This window comes from Salinispora cortesiana (assembly GCF_000484695.1).
GTDB classification, from domain to species: domain Bacteria; phylum Actinomycetota; class Actinomycetes; order Mycobacteriales; family Micromonosporaceae; genus Micromonospora; species Micromonospora cortesiana.
Genome location: NZ_AXVR01000025.1, coordinates 35,021 through 49,445, shown reverse-complemented (window position 1 = coordinate 49,445; position 14,425 = coordinate 35,021). Strand labels below are relative to the sequence as shown.

The 14,425-nt window shown below is 69.5% G+C and carries 13 protein-coding genes and 1 pseudogene; 11 read left to right on the top strand and 3 right to left on the bottom strand.

Going from position 1 to position 14,425, the window contains the following annotated elements:
* Positions 1-75 precede the first annotated feature (75 nt).
* From K228_RS0113120 to K228_RS0113105, 4 genes are all read left to right on the top strand, one after another.
* Positions 76-1,425, top strand: coding sequence for an HRDC domain-containing protein (locus K228_RS0113120; RefSeq protein WP_025618857.1), 1,350 nt, complete (start codon positions 76-78; stop codon positions 1,423-1,425).
* Positions 1,426-1,529: 104 nt separating this feature from the next.
* Positions 1,530-2,726, top strand: a complete 1,197-nt coding sequence (locus tag K228_RS0113115) for a thiolase family protein (protein ID WP_025618856.1) — start codon at positions 1,530-1,532, stop codon at positions 2,724-2,726.
* A gap of 55 nt (positions 2,727-2,781) precedes the next feature.
* On the top strand, positions 2,782-4,848 hold the full coding sequence (locus K228_RS0113110; protein ID WP_025618855.1) for a 3-hydroxyacyl-CoA dehydrogenase NAD-binding domain-containing protein: 2,067 nt from the start codon (positions 2,782-2,784) through the stop codon (positions 4,846-4,848).
* A gap of 402 nt (positions 4,849-5,250) precedes the next feature.
* Positions 5,251-6,057: a hypothetical protein gene (locus K228_RS0113105; protein WP_025618854.1), complete on the top strand. Its 807-nt coding sequence runs from the start codon at positions 5,251-5,253 to the stop codon at positions 6,055-6,057.
* 98 nt (positions 6,058-6,155) lie between these two features.
* Here K228_RS0113105 and K228_RS0113100 read toward each other — a convergent pair whose 3' ends face one another.
* Positions 6,156-6,533, bottom strand: a complete 378-nt coding sequence (locus K228_RS0113100) for a VOC family protein (RefSeq protein WP_025618853.1) — start codon at positions 6,531-6,533, stop codon at positions 6,156-6,158.
* A gap of 315 nt (positions 6,534-6,848) precedes the next feature.
* On the opposite strand from K228_RS0113100, the gene K228_RS0113095 reads away from it, so the two are divergent.
* From K228_RS0113095 to K228_RS0113085, 3 genes are all read left to right on the top strand, one after another.
* Positions 6,849-7,313 carry a GbsR/MarR family transcriptional regulator gene (locus K228_RS0113095; protein ID WP_025618852.1) on the top strand — a complete coding sequence of 155 codons (465 nt, stop codon included), beginning with the start codon at positions 6,849-6,851 and terminating at the stop codon, positions 7,311-7,313.
* Entirely contained in the window at positions 7,306-9,414 is a 2,109-nt protein-coding gene (locus tag K228_RS0113090; protein ID WP_025618851.1) for a hypothetical protein, read from the top strand. The genes K228_RS0113095 and K228_RS0113090 overlap by 8 nt, the downstream gene beginning before the upstream one ends.
* 94 nt (positions 9,415-9,508) lie before the next feature.
* Positions 9,509-9,943, top strand: coding sequence for a GNAT family N-acetyltransferase (locus K228_RS0113085; protein WP_025618850.1), 435 nt, complete (start codon positions 9,509-9,511; stop codon positions 9,941-9,943).
* A gap of 20 nt (positions 9,944-9,963) precedes the next feature.
* Here K228_RS0113085 and K228_RS0113080 read toward each other — a convergent pair.
* Positions 9,964-10,926: pseudogene (locus K228_RS0113080) on the bottom strand (hypothetical protein); the annotation flags it as partial.
* A gap of 12 nt (positions 10,927-10,938) precedes the next feature.
* Here K228_RS0113080 and K228_RS0113075 point away from each other — a divergent pair.
* The 4 genes from K228_RS0113075 to K228_RS0113060 are packed head-to-tail and all read left to right on the top strand — an operon-like array spanning position 10,939 to position 12,521.
* Complete coding sequence (locus K228_RS0113075) at positions 10,939-11,202, top strand: hypothetical protein (RefSeq protein ID WP_029723553.1); 264 nt, start codon at positions 10,939-10,941, stop codon at positions 11,200-11,202.
* Entirely contained in the window at positions 11,199-11,465 is a 267-nt protein-coding gene (locus tag K228_RS27080; RefSeq protein ID WP_029723551.1) for a hypothetical protein, read from the top strand. The genes K228_RS0113075 and K228_RS27080 overlap by 4 nt, the downstream gene beginning before the upstream one ends.
* Entirely contained in the window at positions 11,462-12,106 is a 645-nt protein-coding gene (locus tag K228_RS0113065; RefSeq protein WP_025618849.1) for a hypothetical protein, read from the top strand. Before K228_RS27080 ends, K228_RS0113065 begins: the two co-directional genes overlap by 4 nt.
* Positions 12,107-12,113: 7 nt before the next feature.
* Positions 12,114-12,521 (top strand): hypothetical protein, encoded by a 408-nt coding sequence (locus K228_RS0113060; RefSeq protein WP_025618848.1) that lies wholly within the window; start codon positions 12,114-12,116, stop codon positions 12,519-12,521.
* A 121-nt stretch (positions 12,522-12,642) separates the two neighbouring features.
* On the opposite strand, the gene K228_RS0113055 is transcribed toward K228_RS0113060, so the two are convergent.
* Entirely contained in the window at positions 12,643-14,043 is a 1,401-nt protein-coding gene (locus tag K228_RS0113055; RefSeq protein WP_025618847.1) for an MFS transporter, read from the bottom strand.
* Positions 14,044-14,425 lie beyond the last annotated feature (382 nt).

The window sequence follows — 14,425 nt, the reverse complement described above, 5'->3', positions numbered from 1 at the left end:
ACCGATACGGCCGACTCCCGACACGCACTGGACCGGCTGTCCCCGCCCGATCGGGTAGAGCAATAGGGTTGTCGGGTGACCGACGAACCACCCCTACCCCGTCGGGCTGCCGCAAACCGCGCGGGAGACACGCCGCACCCGCCGTTGGTCGGGTCGAGGGACGTTGACCCGACCGCTGGTGGCCCAGCTACCGTCCCGCGTGACGCCGAGGGTGGCCCCACCCCGCTGACCGCGCCCGGCGAGGGCACCCCCCAGCCGGTGACCACCCCGGCGGAGCTGGCCGAGGTCGTGGCCCGCTTCGCCCAGGGCACCGGCCCGGTGGCGCTGGACGCCGAACGCGCCTCTGGCTACCGGTACAGCCAGCGGGCGTACCTGGTGCAGCTGCGCCGCGCCGGCGCCGGCACCGCGCTGATCGACCCGCTACCACTACCGGAGCTGACCAGCCTGGACGAGGCCATCGGCGAGGCCGAGTGGGTGCTCCACGCGGCCAGTCAGGATCTGCCCTGCCTGGCCGAGTTGGGTCTACGCCCACGGCGGCTCTTCGACACCGAACTGGCCGCCCGACTCGCCGGCTTCGAGCGGGTCGGGCTCGCCGCGCTGACCGAGAACCTGCTCGGCTTCAGCCTGGAGAAGCACCACTCGGCGGCGGACTGGTCGAGCCGGCCACTGCCGGAGTCCTGGCTGACCTACGCCGCCCTGGACGTGGAGCTGCTGGTCGAGTTACGGGACGCGCTCGACGCCGAGCTGGCCCGGCAGGGCAAGGCCGAGTGGGCGGCCGAGGAGTTCGCCGCGCTGGTCCGCAACGGTGCCCGCCCGCCCCGGGTCCGCGCCGATCCCTGGCGCCGCACCTCGGGCATCCATCGGGTACGTGGGGCGCGGGCGCAGGCTCGGGTGCGGTCCCTGTGGTACGCCCGGGATCAGATCGCGGCGCGCCGCGACGCGGCGCCGGGACGGGTGCTGCCGGACTCGGCGATCGTCGCCGCCGCCGAGCTGGATCCGCGGGACGAGAAGACGCTGCTGACCCTGCCGGGCTTCGGCGGTCGCTCGGTACGCCGGCTGGCCCGGACCTGGTTGGCGGCGTTGGACGATGCCCGGGAGCTGCCAGCGGAGGCGCTGCCGGTGGCGCCGACGGTCGAGGGTCCGCCGCCGCCGCACCGGTGGGCCGAGCGGGACCCGGTCGCGGCGGCCCGGCTGGCCCGGTGCCGGGAGGTGGTCGTCGGGACCGCCGGCGCACACACCCTGCCACCGGAAAACCTGATCGCCCCGGACTCGATTCGCCGCCTCGCCTGGGTCCCGCCCGAGGAGATCACCGAGGACACCGTGGCGGAGACCCTGCGCGGCCTGGGTGCGCGCGAGTGGCAGATCGCGCTGCTGCAGCCAGACCTGACCCGGGCGCTGGTTGGCCCACCCCCGGCCGGAACCTGAGCCATCGATGTGGGGTGGGCCACACGGAGGGTGGTACTCCAGTTGGTTACTGGCAAGTAGCATCCGAGAAAACGCCAGTCCGGCTATCCGGCTAGGAGGCTCAAGTGCCCCGTGAAGTTCGGGATGTCGTCTTCGTTGACGGCGTCCGCACCCCGTTCGGCAAAGCGGGGGGCATGTACGCCAACACCCGCGCCGACGACCTGGTGATCCGCTGCATCCGCGAGCTGCTGCGCCGTAACCCGCAGCTGCCACCGGAGCGGGTCGAGGAGGTCGCCGTCGCCGCCACCACCCAGATCGGCGACCAGGGCCTGACCATCGGTCGGACGGCCGCGCTCCTGGCCGGCCTCCCCAAGACCGTGCCCGGCTTCGCCATCGACCGGATGTGCGCGGGCGCGATGACCGCGGTGACCACGGTCGCCGGCGGCATCGCCATGGGCGCGTACGACGTGGCCATCGCCGGCGGGGTCGAGCACATGGGCCGCCACCCGATGGGCGAGGGAGTCGACCCCAACCCGCGGATCGTCGCGGAGCGCCTGGTTGACCAGTCCGCCCTGGTCATGGGCGCGACCGCGGAGAACCTGCACGACCGGGTACCGCACATCACCAAGGAGCGCACCGACGCGTTCGCGCTCGCCTCCCAGCAGAAGACCGCCAAGGCGTACGCCAACGGCAAGCTCCAGGACGACCTGGTGCCGGTGGCGGTCCGGGACCCGGAGACCGGCTGGGGTCTGGCCACCGTGGACGAGGCGCCGCGCGACACCTCGATGGAGAAGCTCGCCACCCTCAAGACGCCGTTCCGCCCGCACGGCAAGGTCACCGCCGGTAACGCGGCGGGGTTGAACGACGGCGCCACGGCGAGCCTGCTCGTCGCCGAGGAGACCGCGCGGGAGTTGGGTCTGCCGGTCGCGATGCGGCTGGTCTCCTACGGCTTCGTCGGCGTCGAGCCCGAGGTGATGGGGGTCGGCCCGATCCCGTCGACCGAGAAGGCGCTGCGCATCGCCGGCCTGACCATCGACGACATCGGCCTGTTCGAGCTGAACGAGGCGTTCGCGGTCCAGGTGCTCGCCTTCCTCGACCACTTCGGCATCGCCGACGACGACCCGCGGGTCAACCCGTGGGGCGGCGCGATCGCCATCGGCCACCCGCTCGCCTCCTCCGGCGTCCGGCTGATGACCCAGCTCGCCCGGCACTTCGCCGAGCACCCGGAGGTCCGCTACGGCCTCACCGCCATGTGCATCGGCATCGGCATGGGCGGCACCGTGATCTGGGAGAACCCGCACTGGGAGGGTGGAGCCAAGTGAGCGCGAGCAACGAGTCGAGCCAGTGCGTCCCGCAGTCACGAACGGAGGAGGCACAGTGAGCCTCGCGGCACCGAACGAGGTCGTCACCAAGGCCTTGCTGCGCCTGGTGAACGTACCGGGACTGGACCGCCCCGCCGCCCTGATCACGCTGGACAACGGCTTCGACCACAAGAAGCCGAACACTCTCGGGCCGGGTGGCCTGACCAGCCTGGACGAGGCGATCACGGCAGCCCACGCGGCGAGGCCGGCGTTCGTCGCGGTGACCGGTAAGCCCTACATCTTCTGCGTCGGAGCGGACCTCACCGGCCTGCCGCTGCTCACGGACCGCGCGCAGGCGCTGGAGATCGGGCAGCTCGGCCACCGGGTCTTCGCCCGGCTCAAGGACAGCGACGTGCCGACCTTCGCGTTCGTCAACGGCGCGGCCATGGGCGGCGGCCTGGAGTTGGCCCTGCACTGCCACTACCGGACGCTGTCGGCCGGCGCGGCGGCCCTCGCCCTACCCGAGGTCTCGCTCGGTATCATCCCGGGCTGGGGCGGCACCCAGCTGCTGCCGAACCTGGTCGGCATCCCGGCGGCGACCCAGGTGATCATCCAGAACCCGCTGATGCAGAACAAGATGCTCAAGCCGAAGCAGGCGGCGGAGATGGGCCTCGCGGATGTCCTGCTGGAGCCGGCGGACTTCCTGGAGCGGTCCCTGGAGTGGGCGGCTGGCGTGGTCCGCGGCGAGCTCACGGTGACCCGACCCGAGGTCGACCGGGAGATGTGGGACGGCGTCCTCTTCTTCGCCAAGCAGACCCTGGATGCCCGCCTACACGGTGCTGTCCCCTCCGCCAACCGGGCCCTGGAACTACTCGGCCTGGCCAAGGAGACGGACTTCGCCGCCGGCACCGCCGCCGAGGACGAGGCCCTGGCCGACCTGATCTTCTCGCCGGAGCTACGCAGCGGCCTCTACGCGTTCGACCTGGTGCAGCGGCGGGCCAAGCGTCCGGCCGGGGCGCCCGACCGGGACCTGGCCCGACCGGTGACCAAGGTCGGCATCGTCGGTGCCGGCCTGATGGCCAGCCAGCTCGCGCTACTGTTCGCCCGCCGTCTCCAGGTGCCGGTCGTCCTGACCGACCTGGACCAGGCCCGGGTCGACAAGGGCCTGGCCTACGTGCACGAGCAGATCGAGAAGGCGGTCAGCAAGGGGCGGATGGACAAGGGCACCGCCGCCAAGCTGTACGGCCTGGTGAGCGGATCGGTCGACAAGTCCGTCTTCGCCGACGCGGACTTCGTCATCGAGGCCGTCTTCGAGGACCTCAACGTCAAGAAGCAGGTCTGGGCCGAGTTGGAGAAGATCGTCACACCCGAGGCGGTGTTGGCCACCAACACATCGTCGCTGTCGGTGACGGCGATGGCCAAGGGGCTCGAGCACCCGGAGCGGGTGGTCGGCTTCCACTTCTTCAACCCGGTCGCCGTGCTCCCGCTGCTGGAGATCGTCCGCGGTGAGCAGACCGACGACGCCACCCTGGCCACCGCGTTCGCGGTCGGCAAGCAGCTCAAGAAGTCGAGTGTGCTGGTGAAGGACGCGCCCGCGTTCGTGGTCAACCGGCTGCTGACCCGCTTCCTGGGCACGGTGTTCGCCGCGGTGGACGCCGGCACCCCGCTGGAGGTGGCGAACAACGCGCTCGATCCGCTGGGCCTACCGATGCGTCCGCTGGCGCTACTTCAGCTGGTCGGGCCGGCGGTGGCGCACCACGTCGGGGGCATCCTGCACGCGGCCTTCCCGGACCGCTTCGGGGTCAGCGAGAACCTTAAGCGGATCGCCGAGGCCGGCAAGCCGATCGTCGTTGACGACAAGATCAACGCCGAGGTGGCCGACCTGCTGGTGGTCGGCGACCAGCCGCTCACCGCCGAGCAGGTACGGCAGAACGCGCTCGACGCGCTGGCGCAGGAGATCCAGCTGATGCTCGACGAGGGCGTGGTCGCCGAGGCACAGGACATCGACCTGTGCCTGATCCTGGGTGCCGGCTGGCCGTTCCATCTGGGTGGCGTCACGCCGTACCTGGACCGCACCGGCACCACCGAACGGGTTACGGGTAAGCGGTTCCTGCCGGCTGGTATCGCCAGCCTCCCGGCCTGACCTGGCCCTTCCCGTGATCGCGGTGGCCGCCCGGCGGGCGGCCACCGCGATTCACTTTGCCCGGTGGGGGTCGTGCCGTGGACCGAGTCCCCGACCGGCTAGCATCACCGGCTAGCACCCTCGCCTGGAGGCGATGTCATGTCCTCACCGGTCGATCCCTGGTCTGGCCCGCCGGAGCACGGTGCGCAGCCCAGCTACCCGCCGCCGGCCTCCCCGCGGCGGGCAGCCCGGCATGCGCGTCCGGAGCCCCCCGAACCGCGACCCGACGGCTGGCGGCCCCCGCCCCCGCTCGACCCCGCCCCGCCCCCGCTCGACTCCGCGCCGGCCCCGCTCTCCTGGTCGGCGCCGGTCTCCACACCGCACCCTCCCGCCACACCAGCCCCTCCCTCCTGGTCGGCCACAATGGATGAGCCGACCCAGGTGCACAGCGCTATCCCGCCAATCCCCCCGGCCGAGCCCGCCATGGCCCACCACGCTCGGCAACCGGAGGAGACGGGTGGCCCCGCTGCCGCGTCCGATTCGGCGGCACCGGCGTCCCGGCGGCCGGCACGGTCCACCCTGCTGCTCTCGCTCGGCCTGGCCGGTCTGCTCCTGCTCTCGCTGGGCGGCCTCGCCTACCTCACCCGTTCCGGCGGAGACAACCCGGCACCACCCCCGGCCGCCGCCCCATCCTCGACCGGAACGCCGCAAGCCGCCGACAGCGCTGAACCGACCCCCTCGGCCGAGCCCAGCCCCGAACCCGAACCCGAGCCACAGATTCGCCTCGTCGCACCGAAGTCACTCGACGGTCGGGCCCGGAGCACTGACTCGGAGCTGAAGACGCTCGCCGCCGGGCTGGTGGAGGATTTGGAGGCCAAGGTACGCAGCGGGAACAGCACGGTTGGGGCCTTCTACGGCAGCTTCGAGGATGAGGACATCATCATGATCGCTGCTGCCTCGGGCTTCGTCCTCAACCCGGAACAGGAGCTGGACGCCACCGTCGAGGCGCTCGCGTCAGACCTGAACGTCCGCAAGATGTCCACGATCTCCGCCGGCCCGCTCGGCGGCGTCGCTAAGTGCGGCGACGGTAGCGCCTCGGACATCCCGCTCGGAGTCTGCGCCTGGGCCGACAAGGGCAGCGTCGGCATGATCGTGATGTTCTCCGAGTCAGCCAGCAGGGCCCGCTCCGACTTCGTCGACATTCGAGCGGAGATCGAGAAGCGCTCCTGAGGCCGGGTCCCCACCGTCCCGGACGACGGGGTGGGGCCGCCTCGACGGTGGCGATGCCACCAATCTCGGCGGCCCCAACGAGCGAGTCGTGAGGCAGATCAGTCGTGCTGGAGGCGCTCAGCGACACTGCGCAGGACGCAGAACTCATTGCCCGCCGGGTCGGCGAGCACGAACCAGCCTGAGCCGTCCGGGCGGGTGTGATCGGCGACGTGCGTCGCTCCGATCTTGATCAGGCGGGCAACCTCCTGGGCCCGGGTCCGATCGATTGGCTCCAGGTCGAGGTGCAGGCGGTTCTTGACCGCCTTGTCCTCGGGGACGGCCAGAAACAGCAGTACCGGAGAACCCTCGGGCCGCAGGATGGCCTCCGAGTCACCGGGGCGGGCCTCCCGAAGGCACCCGAAGACCTGGGCCCAGAAGCCCGCCAGAGCGTACGGGTCGTGGCAGTCGATGCAGATGTTGTGGAAACGTGCGGTCACGGTCTCTCCTCAGATCAATGGGAGGCGCCCCGCACTGCAGGTCAGCGATGTGGGCGGCGGGGCGCGGAACAGTTACTGGTGAACATCGACGCACCCCCTTCCGCCCTTGGGCTGACCCCAAGATCCTCACATCGTCACCGGTTGGAAGCAACCCACCCACGGCAGATCGCCATCCCAGTGCCCCCCACTCCCGATGGCACGGAAGAGACCTCAGGTAGGGCGACCTACTCGGATCGGGCGGTCCCGTCGTGTGTTGACCCACCGGCTGTCGACGCCTAGTTTGTTCGTATGGTTCCGAACCAAACAAACTCGATGGTGAAGCTCGACCCGCCCCAGCGGGAGTGGGTCGAGGCGATGGGGTTGTTCCTCGAACGCTCGGGGTTCCCGCCCAGCTCGGCGCGGATCTATGGGCTGCTGCTGATGTCGGCTGAGCCCGAGCTGTCCTTCGAGGACCTGGTAGCCACGCTTGGCTTCGGTAAGGCCGCCGTCAGCACGGGCCTACGCCGTCTACAGGAGACGAACCGCGTCAGTGAGCGCACCCGGCCGGGTGAACGGCGACGCTACTTCCGGGCACGACTGGGGCCCGATGCCGGCGTCGACCGCTTCCGTGCATTCAACTCTGCGCTGTGTGACCTGCTGGAGAAAGGGATCGCCCTCCGGGGCAGCAGAGCCGATGCCGAGATCACCGCCGACCTCGAAGCATCGGCAAGATTCCTTCGCTTTCTCGACGTGGAGCTGGACGGGTTGCGGGCACGGTGGGAGGCGAACGGTGATGGCTGACCGGCCAGGAATGCTCGATTCGGTCAGGCTGGCGGCCAGGAACGCGCCGATCTTTCGGCTCTACCGACGCCGGGACCGCCTCCGTGCGACCCTGTGCAGGGTCAACGTGGCCCTCGGCCAGGCAGATCCGCAAGACCCACTCACCCGTCGCCGCGTTCGCGAGCTCGACACCGCCGCGGTCCTGCTCGGCCAGGCCAGGTGGCACGCCGAACGCGCTCGGGCGACCGGCGACACCACCGCGCTGAAGCGCGCACGGCAGGCGTTCACCGAGGGACAGCGCCTCGCGGACCGCATCGAGGCACTGGTCGCCGGTGGCAGCGGTGAGTACGCGACAGACCGCTTCCCCGTCCTGGAGCGGGCGGGCACCGAGATCGATCACTGTCAGGGGGTTCCCCTGGTTCCCGCCATCACGCCGGTGGTCGTCCTGCGGGGTAGCGACGAGGAGATGGGCAGGCAGTACGCCCGACAGATCGCGGCCATCTTCGGTCGCTGGATTCTCCGGTACGGCGTGCGTCGGCTCACCGCCGACGAGCGTGTTGAGGTCGGCCGGTGGGAGGCCGTCCACGGCGAGCACCTGCCCTGGATGGGCCGATTCGTCGACGGGTGGGTGGCCGGCGCGCGTGAATCGGGAGTCAACCTCGACCGAGCCTCGATCATGGACCTGTGGGTGGGGCACCGACCACCGGCCACAAGCTGGCTCGATGCCTCCTCCGGGCTACCCGAACTGCCCCCGATCGCCTGCACGTCCCTCGCAGCCTGGGGGGATTCCACGCCGGACGGCGCCTTGGTCGCCGCAGCCACTGGTGATCACGAGCTCTCGTACCAGGTAACCGTGGCAGCCTTCCCCGACGACGGCCATCCATTCGTGCACACCATCTTCAGCGCGGCCGGCACACTACCGACCGTCGGTCCCAACTGGTTCTTCGGCCACCCCGGCATGAGTCGATCCGGGCTGGCCTACGTCCACCACGGCGGCGGGCCGAAGTTCCTCGAACCGCGGCACTCCTGGGGATACGGCCTGCGACGCACGCCATCGGTCTGGCACCTCCTCCGCTACGCCACGTCCGCCCACGACGCCCGCGAGATGGAACAGAGTTGGCCGATCGGTGACGTCGGACGTGGTGACCAGGCGACGGTGGGCGGCTTCTACGCCGACGCCGACTACGCGTACATCATCGAAGGGCGAGACGATCCCGCCGCTGTCCGGGAAGCGGGCCTGCTCGGTGAACGCGATTTCCTGTACGCCAACAACAGTGCGATGCACCCCGACGCGGCCCGCAGCGAATGGATGCGGCGGGCCCCCGACGGGAGCTGGCTCTGGGACCGGGAGGGCGGCTACCGGCCAGCCACACCGCGTGGGATGACCAAGTCGCCGACCATGCTGCTCAAATGGCTCAGTGGACGCATGAGCACCGACGAGCTACTCGTCGCCGGCATGCAATTCGCCTACTGGAACAGCTACCACCGCAACGTGTTCCTACGGCGCATGGCCGACGCCCACCACGGCCACCTCGACGTTGAGGCCATGCGGGCCATATACCGAACCGTGGGTACCGCGCCCGCCGGATCCTGGGCGGCGGCCGTCCGCCGCTACCGGCGCACCGGCGAGTGGAGTCGCATCTCCGCGGCGCATGCGTCCAACGCTTTTGTCGCCATCATGAAGCCGTCGACCGGGTACTACTCGCTGTGTACCGGACCCGCCCGCAGAGGCGCCGCGCCGATGTCACCCGACTCGGCGATGATCGTTCGCGGAGAGACCAACGCCTTCTGGGACCTCGAACTCCCCGACACGCCAACCGCCCTCGTCGAGCGCGCCGAAGCGCTGGCGGACCAGCTACTTGGCCACGCGCGCGACGCCGCGGCGGGAGCCTCGCTAGCTGGCGAGACGGCGTCTGACGTTAAGGAATGGCTCGCTGCCGCCCAGACGGACACCTCATCGCCCCGGGACGGCGACGGCATCGAGGCCCTTGGCCGGCGGGTACGCGCGGCGACCAGAGCCCAGGTCCGGGCCCGGCAGATCCTGCAACTGGGTGACCCGCCACCCGAGTTCACCCTTCCCGAGAGGCGGGAGCCATCCCGGCCGTCAGTTGATACTCCATAGCCCTGCGGGGTGGCGCGGCCGGTGGATCGGACGGACTCCAGAACGAAGGAATTGGCTGCTGGAGCGGCAGAAAGCGGCGACTAGCATCGGGCCGATGCTCACCCTGACTCGAGACGATGGCTACCTGCTCAGCACCGCACCCGAGCGGCTCGACCTTGACCGGGTCTACCAGTGGCTCGCCACCGACGCGTACTGGGCTCACGGGCGGGACCGGGTGACCGTGGAGCGTGCCTTCGCGGGATCGATCGGCTTCGGCGTCTACCGGCCGGATGACGGGCGCCAGGTAGCGGTGGCCCGGGTGGTGACCGACCGAGCCACCTTCGCCTGGCTCTGCGATGTCTACATCGATCCCGCCGAGCGCGGACGTGGGCTGGGCACCTGGCTCACCGGTGCGGTCCGCGACCATGTCGCGGAGTTCGGCGTACGCCGCATCCTGCTGGCCACCAGAGACGCGCACGGCGTGTACGCCAAGCTCGGCTTCGCTCCGCTCGTACAACCGGACCTGTGGATGCAGCTCGACAACCAGTGAACTCCTCGTCGGCTCTTTCCCTACTCCCGACCGGTGAGCCGTAGGGCGGATACCGCATCGTCGAGGGTGGTGGCTCGGGCAAGCGGTTGGACGTGGTCCCCCTCGGCCAGCCAGAGCCGGCAGCCCGCCCGGTCGAACGACACCAGCACCGGCTGCCCGGCGTAGTGCCGACCGACCCGCCGCAGCAGTGCGGTCGGGTCCGTGACCGGGGGCGACGGCGCCGCCTGCGGCGCGGGCACCGGCCGCTCCGGCTCCCGGGGAACGGCGGCGAGCAGGTGGCTGTCGAGGTACTCGACGCACCGGGCCACGGCGAGGTCGACGCTGGCGCAGAACGGGGATTCCGCCCCGATCGGCGCGCCCCGGATGGCGAGGCGGAGGTCCCACCGTTCCCCCTGGACCTTGGTCGGGTCGCCCGAGTCGAGGCGGTGGTCACAGTAGGTCAGCACGGCGGCAAGGTCGAGCGCGTGGGCGAGCCGCAGCAGGTCGGTCAGCGGCGGTGCGTCGGGCGCGGCGGCCAGCACGAACAGTCGGGCTCCGGGTAGCCCGGCACCGACCCGCTCGATGTGCTGGCGGGCCGGCTCGACGACGGGGTCGTAGCCCGTCACCGTGCCGTTGAGCAGGTCCTGGTCGACCGGCAGGTCCTCGTCGAGGCGGCTGAGGTCGGCCGGGCGTACCCCGAAGCCGGCGGCGTGGTGGGCCAGCCGCCAGTGCGGGCCTAGCTGGTGCACAGGTGTGCCGTTGGGCTGGTAGCCGACCACCGGGGCCGATTCCCCCGCGACGGGACGCCACGCCTCGTGGCGCGCCCGGCGCAGGTCGGTCACGGTCACCGTCAGCGCCGCCGGGATCCGACCGCCGTCGCGGCAGGTGAAGCAGGCCAGACCCGACGGGGCGAAGCCGGCCCCGGAGCAGCGCGAACACTGCGGGTCGGGGCCGGGTGCGCCGAGCCGGCAGTGGCAGCGGCGCAGCCGGGTGCCGGGCCGGCAGTGAAGGACGGCATGGCCAACATTGAGCAAGTCAAGACCGCGCTCGCCCAGGCAGCCGAGCAGAGCAACGCCACCAAGAACCAAATTCGGGCGGCCATCGAGGGCACCGAGCAGGTGCTCGTCCGGCTGCGGCTGGTGGCCGCTGGCACCGGTCACCCCGCTCTCGCCGAGGCGATCAGCCGGGCTGAGCAGAGCAAGCAACGGCTGGTCGAGGCGGCCACGAACCTTCAGGGCAGCTCCCACGCTGCACGCCAGTACATCAGCGTCCTGGGCTGACCGTTAGCATCGGTGACGTCAAGGCGGAGCTTCGAAACGGCAACCAGTCACTCAACCAGGCCAAGACAACGATCGAGGGCATCGGTGCCGACCTGGCCGAGGTGAGCAGCCTCGCGCTGGCCACCCTCCACGACAGCCAACATCCGGAGGCGAAAGAGGCCCGCAGGGCCCTCGCCGATGCGACCCGCGAAGTGGAGCTGACACTGCGGACAGTCGCGGCCGCCAAAGACGGGGCAACAGCGTTTTTGAAAGCGCTCGGATGAGCGGCCTCGTGGCGGAGATCGTGGCCCAGCTCACCGCGGCGATCCAACGGCTCGACACGCTCGCCGTCACGGCCACACACGCGCAGGAGGAGATCAGTCAGGGTCATCGCCGTTTTGCCGAGATCAGTCAAGGCACCGATCAGCGAGATTGTCGAGAGGCAGTGACGCAGAGCCGTACCGCTGCGGACAAGGCGGGCCGGCTCGGTCGCCTGACCAGCAACGCGGCCGGACACCTCGCCGCCTACGCGAACGCCATCGCTCCCGGCGCTGTCCCCAACCGCCCCGGTGAGGCATCGCCCTCGGGCGAGCGTCTGGCCGCTGAGGCAGAGAATCGCGGCAGCCGGGCGGAGGCATTCCTTCGACGCCACGTCAAAAAGGCGGATCAGACAGAAGGTAATCTTCAGAACGCCGAGAAGGCAGCGACAGCGGGGTTCCGTGAATTCGTCCAGCAGACGAAGGGCGGCCCCGGCGGCACCTCAACGTCCACCACCCAGCCAAAGCCCGCTACACCGGCAGATCGACCACATCTGGAGCACCCAGTCGCCTCGGTAGTCATGGCGGCCGGAGCTGTGGCCGTCGGTCTCAAGGGGCTGTGGAACATGACCAAGCAGCATCGGGAGAGGAAGCGTCGTGACGATTAGTCCTGACATGGTCGCCTACATTCGCACGATGGTGAAAGGCGAGCATGCCGAGAACGACCGCATCGAAGCCCGCCTCGATGACCAGGGTTGGGAAGGCTTCGGCACGCTACTCGGCGCGGTCTTCTACTTCGCGGTGAATCGCCGCTTCCCGCACGGCGCCAGCCAGGACGAGGTGATCCGGTTCGTCAGCGAGATGCGAAGCACGACCACAGGTGGTCCCGAGACCGATGCGACCAGCGCGGAGAAGCTGATCCACGCTGCTCTCGATCCAAGCGTTGACTCGGACATCGACCCGAAGGTGGCCGGGCGGGTCCAGGGTCTGACCATCCTGCACACGCTCGGCGCTGGCGCCATTTCGGACGAGGAGTTGGATGACCTTTTGGCGGAGGGATCAGCCCTGGCCAGCCGGGTCTAGCCCGGTCTTCGGGCAGCTGGTCACCCCGGCGGCCAGCGCTCCAAATCCCGCGAGCTGATCCGGAAGGCGATCTACGAGTGGGGAGGGGATGGCACGCGGTCCTCCGGCCGTCTGGTGCCGGTCACGGTCGGCGGCGAGCCACCAGGAGGAGAAGCCCGGAGACCACGATGCTTCCTGCCGCAGTCCACCGCAGAATGTCTTCGATGGCCTCCGTAAGCCCCATACTTCTCGACTGGATGTCGATCAGCGTCGCCGCGGCCGCTACCGCGAGTCCGGAGCCCCCGATAGCGGTCGCGAGGGTGACACCGGATGCTTCGCCCACCAGTTCCCGGGCGACGACCGACTGCGTGCCGATGTTGTACATCGCGTACCCCACGCCGTAGCTGAATCCGAACAACGCGAGGCCGGGCAGGTAGGAACCGAAGCCACCGCCGAGAGAGACCACGAACAGGCCAATCCCACCGGTCACCGCACTGATGCCCATTACTACCGGAATATTCAGGTGCTCGCCGAGGCGTCCTGCGATCGGACCGGCGATTCCGGTGGCCACCGAGGCGGCGAGAAGAATCAGACCCGCGGTGAAGGGTGAGCGACCCTCCCCTTGTTGTAGATAGACCGTGCTACTGAACACTCCGATGACGAGAGCGGCGTTGGCGACCGTCCCCATCAGGGTCACGATGACGTAGGGACGGTTGCGAAACAGGTCGAGTTTGACCAGAGGATACTTCGCCAACCGCTCACGCTGCACGAACGCCGCCAGAGTCAGCAGCCCGACCACGGCGATCCCGGCCGTGGCGAGGGGCTGCTGCCACGTGCTCGTCAGGTCCACCGCGAGCGTTACCAGGGCGATCCCAGCCGCCACCAGGGCCAGGCCCGGCAGGTCGATCGACCGCGGCACGGTAGGGTCGCGCGATTCACGCACGCCACCGGCGACCATCGCGATGGCGATGATGCTCAACGGTACGTTCACGAGCAGCACGACCTGCCAGACGACCAGCTCTGTTATCCCACCGCCGAAGGGAGGGCCGAGCGCCATCGACACGGCGCCGATGCCGTAGGCGTAGCCGATCGCCCGTTTCACCCGGTGCGCGGGAAAAGCATTCGTGACGATGGCGATGGCAAGCGGGAAGATGATGGCCGAGCCGATTCCCTGGACCGTCCGGAAGGCGATGACGGTCCCCGCATTGGGGGCTAGGGCGGCACCCAGGGAACTCAGGCCGAAGATCATGAGGCCGGCCATGAGAATGCGTTTGCGGCCAAGGATGTCGCCGAGGCGTCCGCCAGGAATCAGGAACGCCGCCTGGGCGAGCAGGTAGGCGCTGATCACCCACTGCAGGTTGGTTGGCGACGTGCGCAGCTCCGCAGCCATCTTCGGCAGCGCGAGGTTGAGCGCGAAGAAGTCGAGCTGAACCAGGAAGATGCAGAAGGATGCCGCAACCAATGTCAGCTTGGCCTGCGCCGCGGCTCCGTGAGGTGAGGCACTCCCGGCCGCGTGGCGAAAGTGATGCAGGCGAAGAAACAAAGTTTTCCTCACGTGGTTAAGTGGTCTTATTCCCGAGGTGCACCGTAGGCACGTCTCGCACTGTCACACACCAGCCCCGGCTGGTCCGGATAATTCACGGTATTCGCCGAGCCGCGCTGTTCGTCGGCGTGTAGATACATAACCATTTCAAGATCATGAGTATGGGATGAGTGTCCGATCGCGGTCCAACCACAGTGGTGCTTCGTGCGGCGAGGTGAGGACGAAGCTCCGGTAGGACGAGGTCCTTTACCCTTCACTGGTGAGGTGCGCAGTACCTATCTGCATTTCACCCATTCGGGTGACACTCGATGGTCGGCATCTGGTGTGAACACAGGCACCGGCCGCGGGTATTTGGTTGCCCGCCGATGGTCCGCCGTAACAC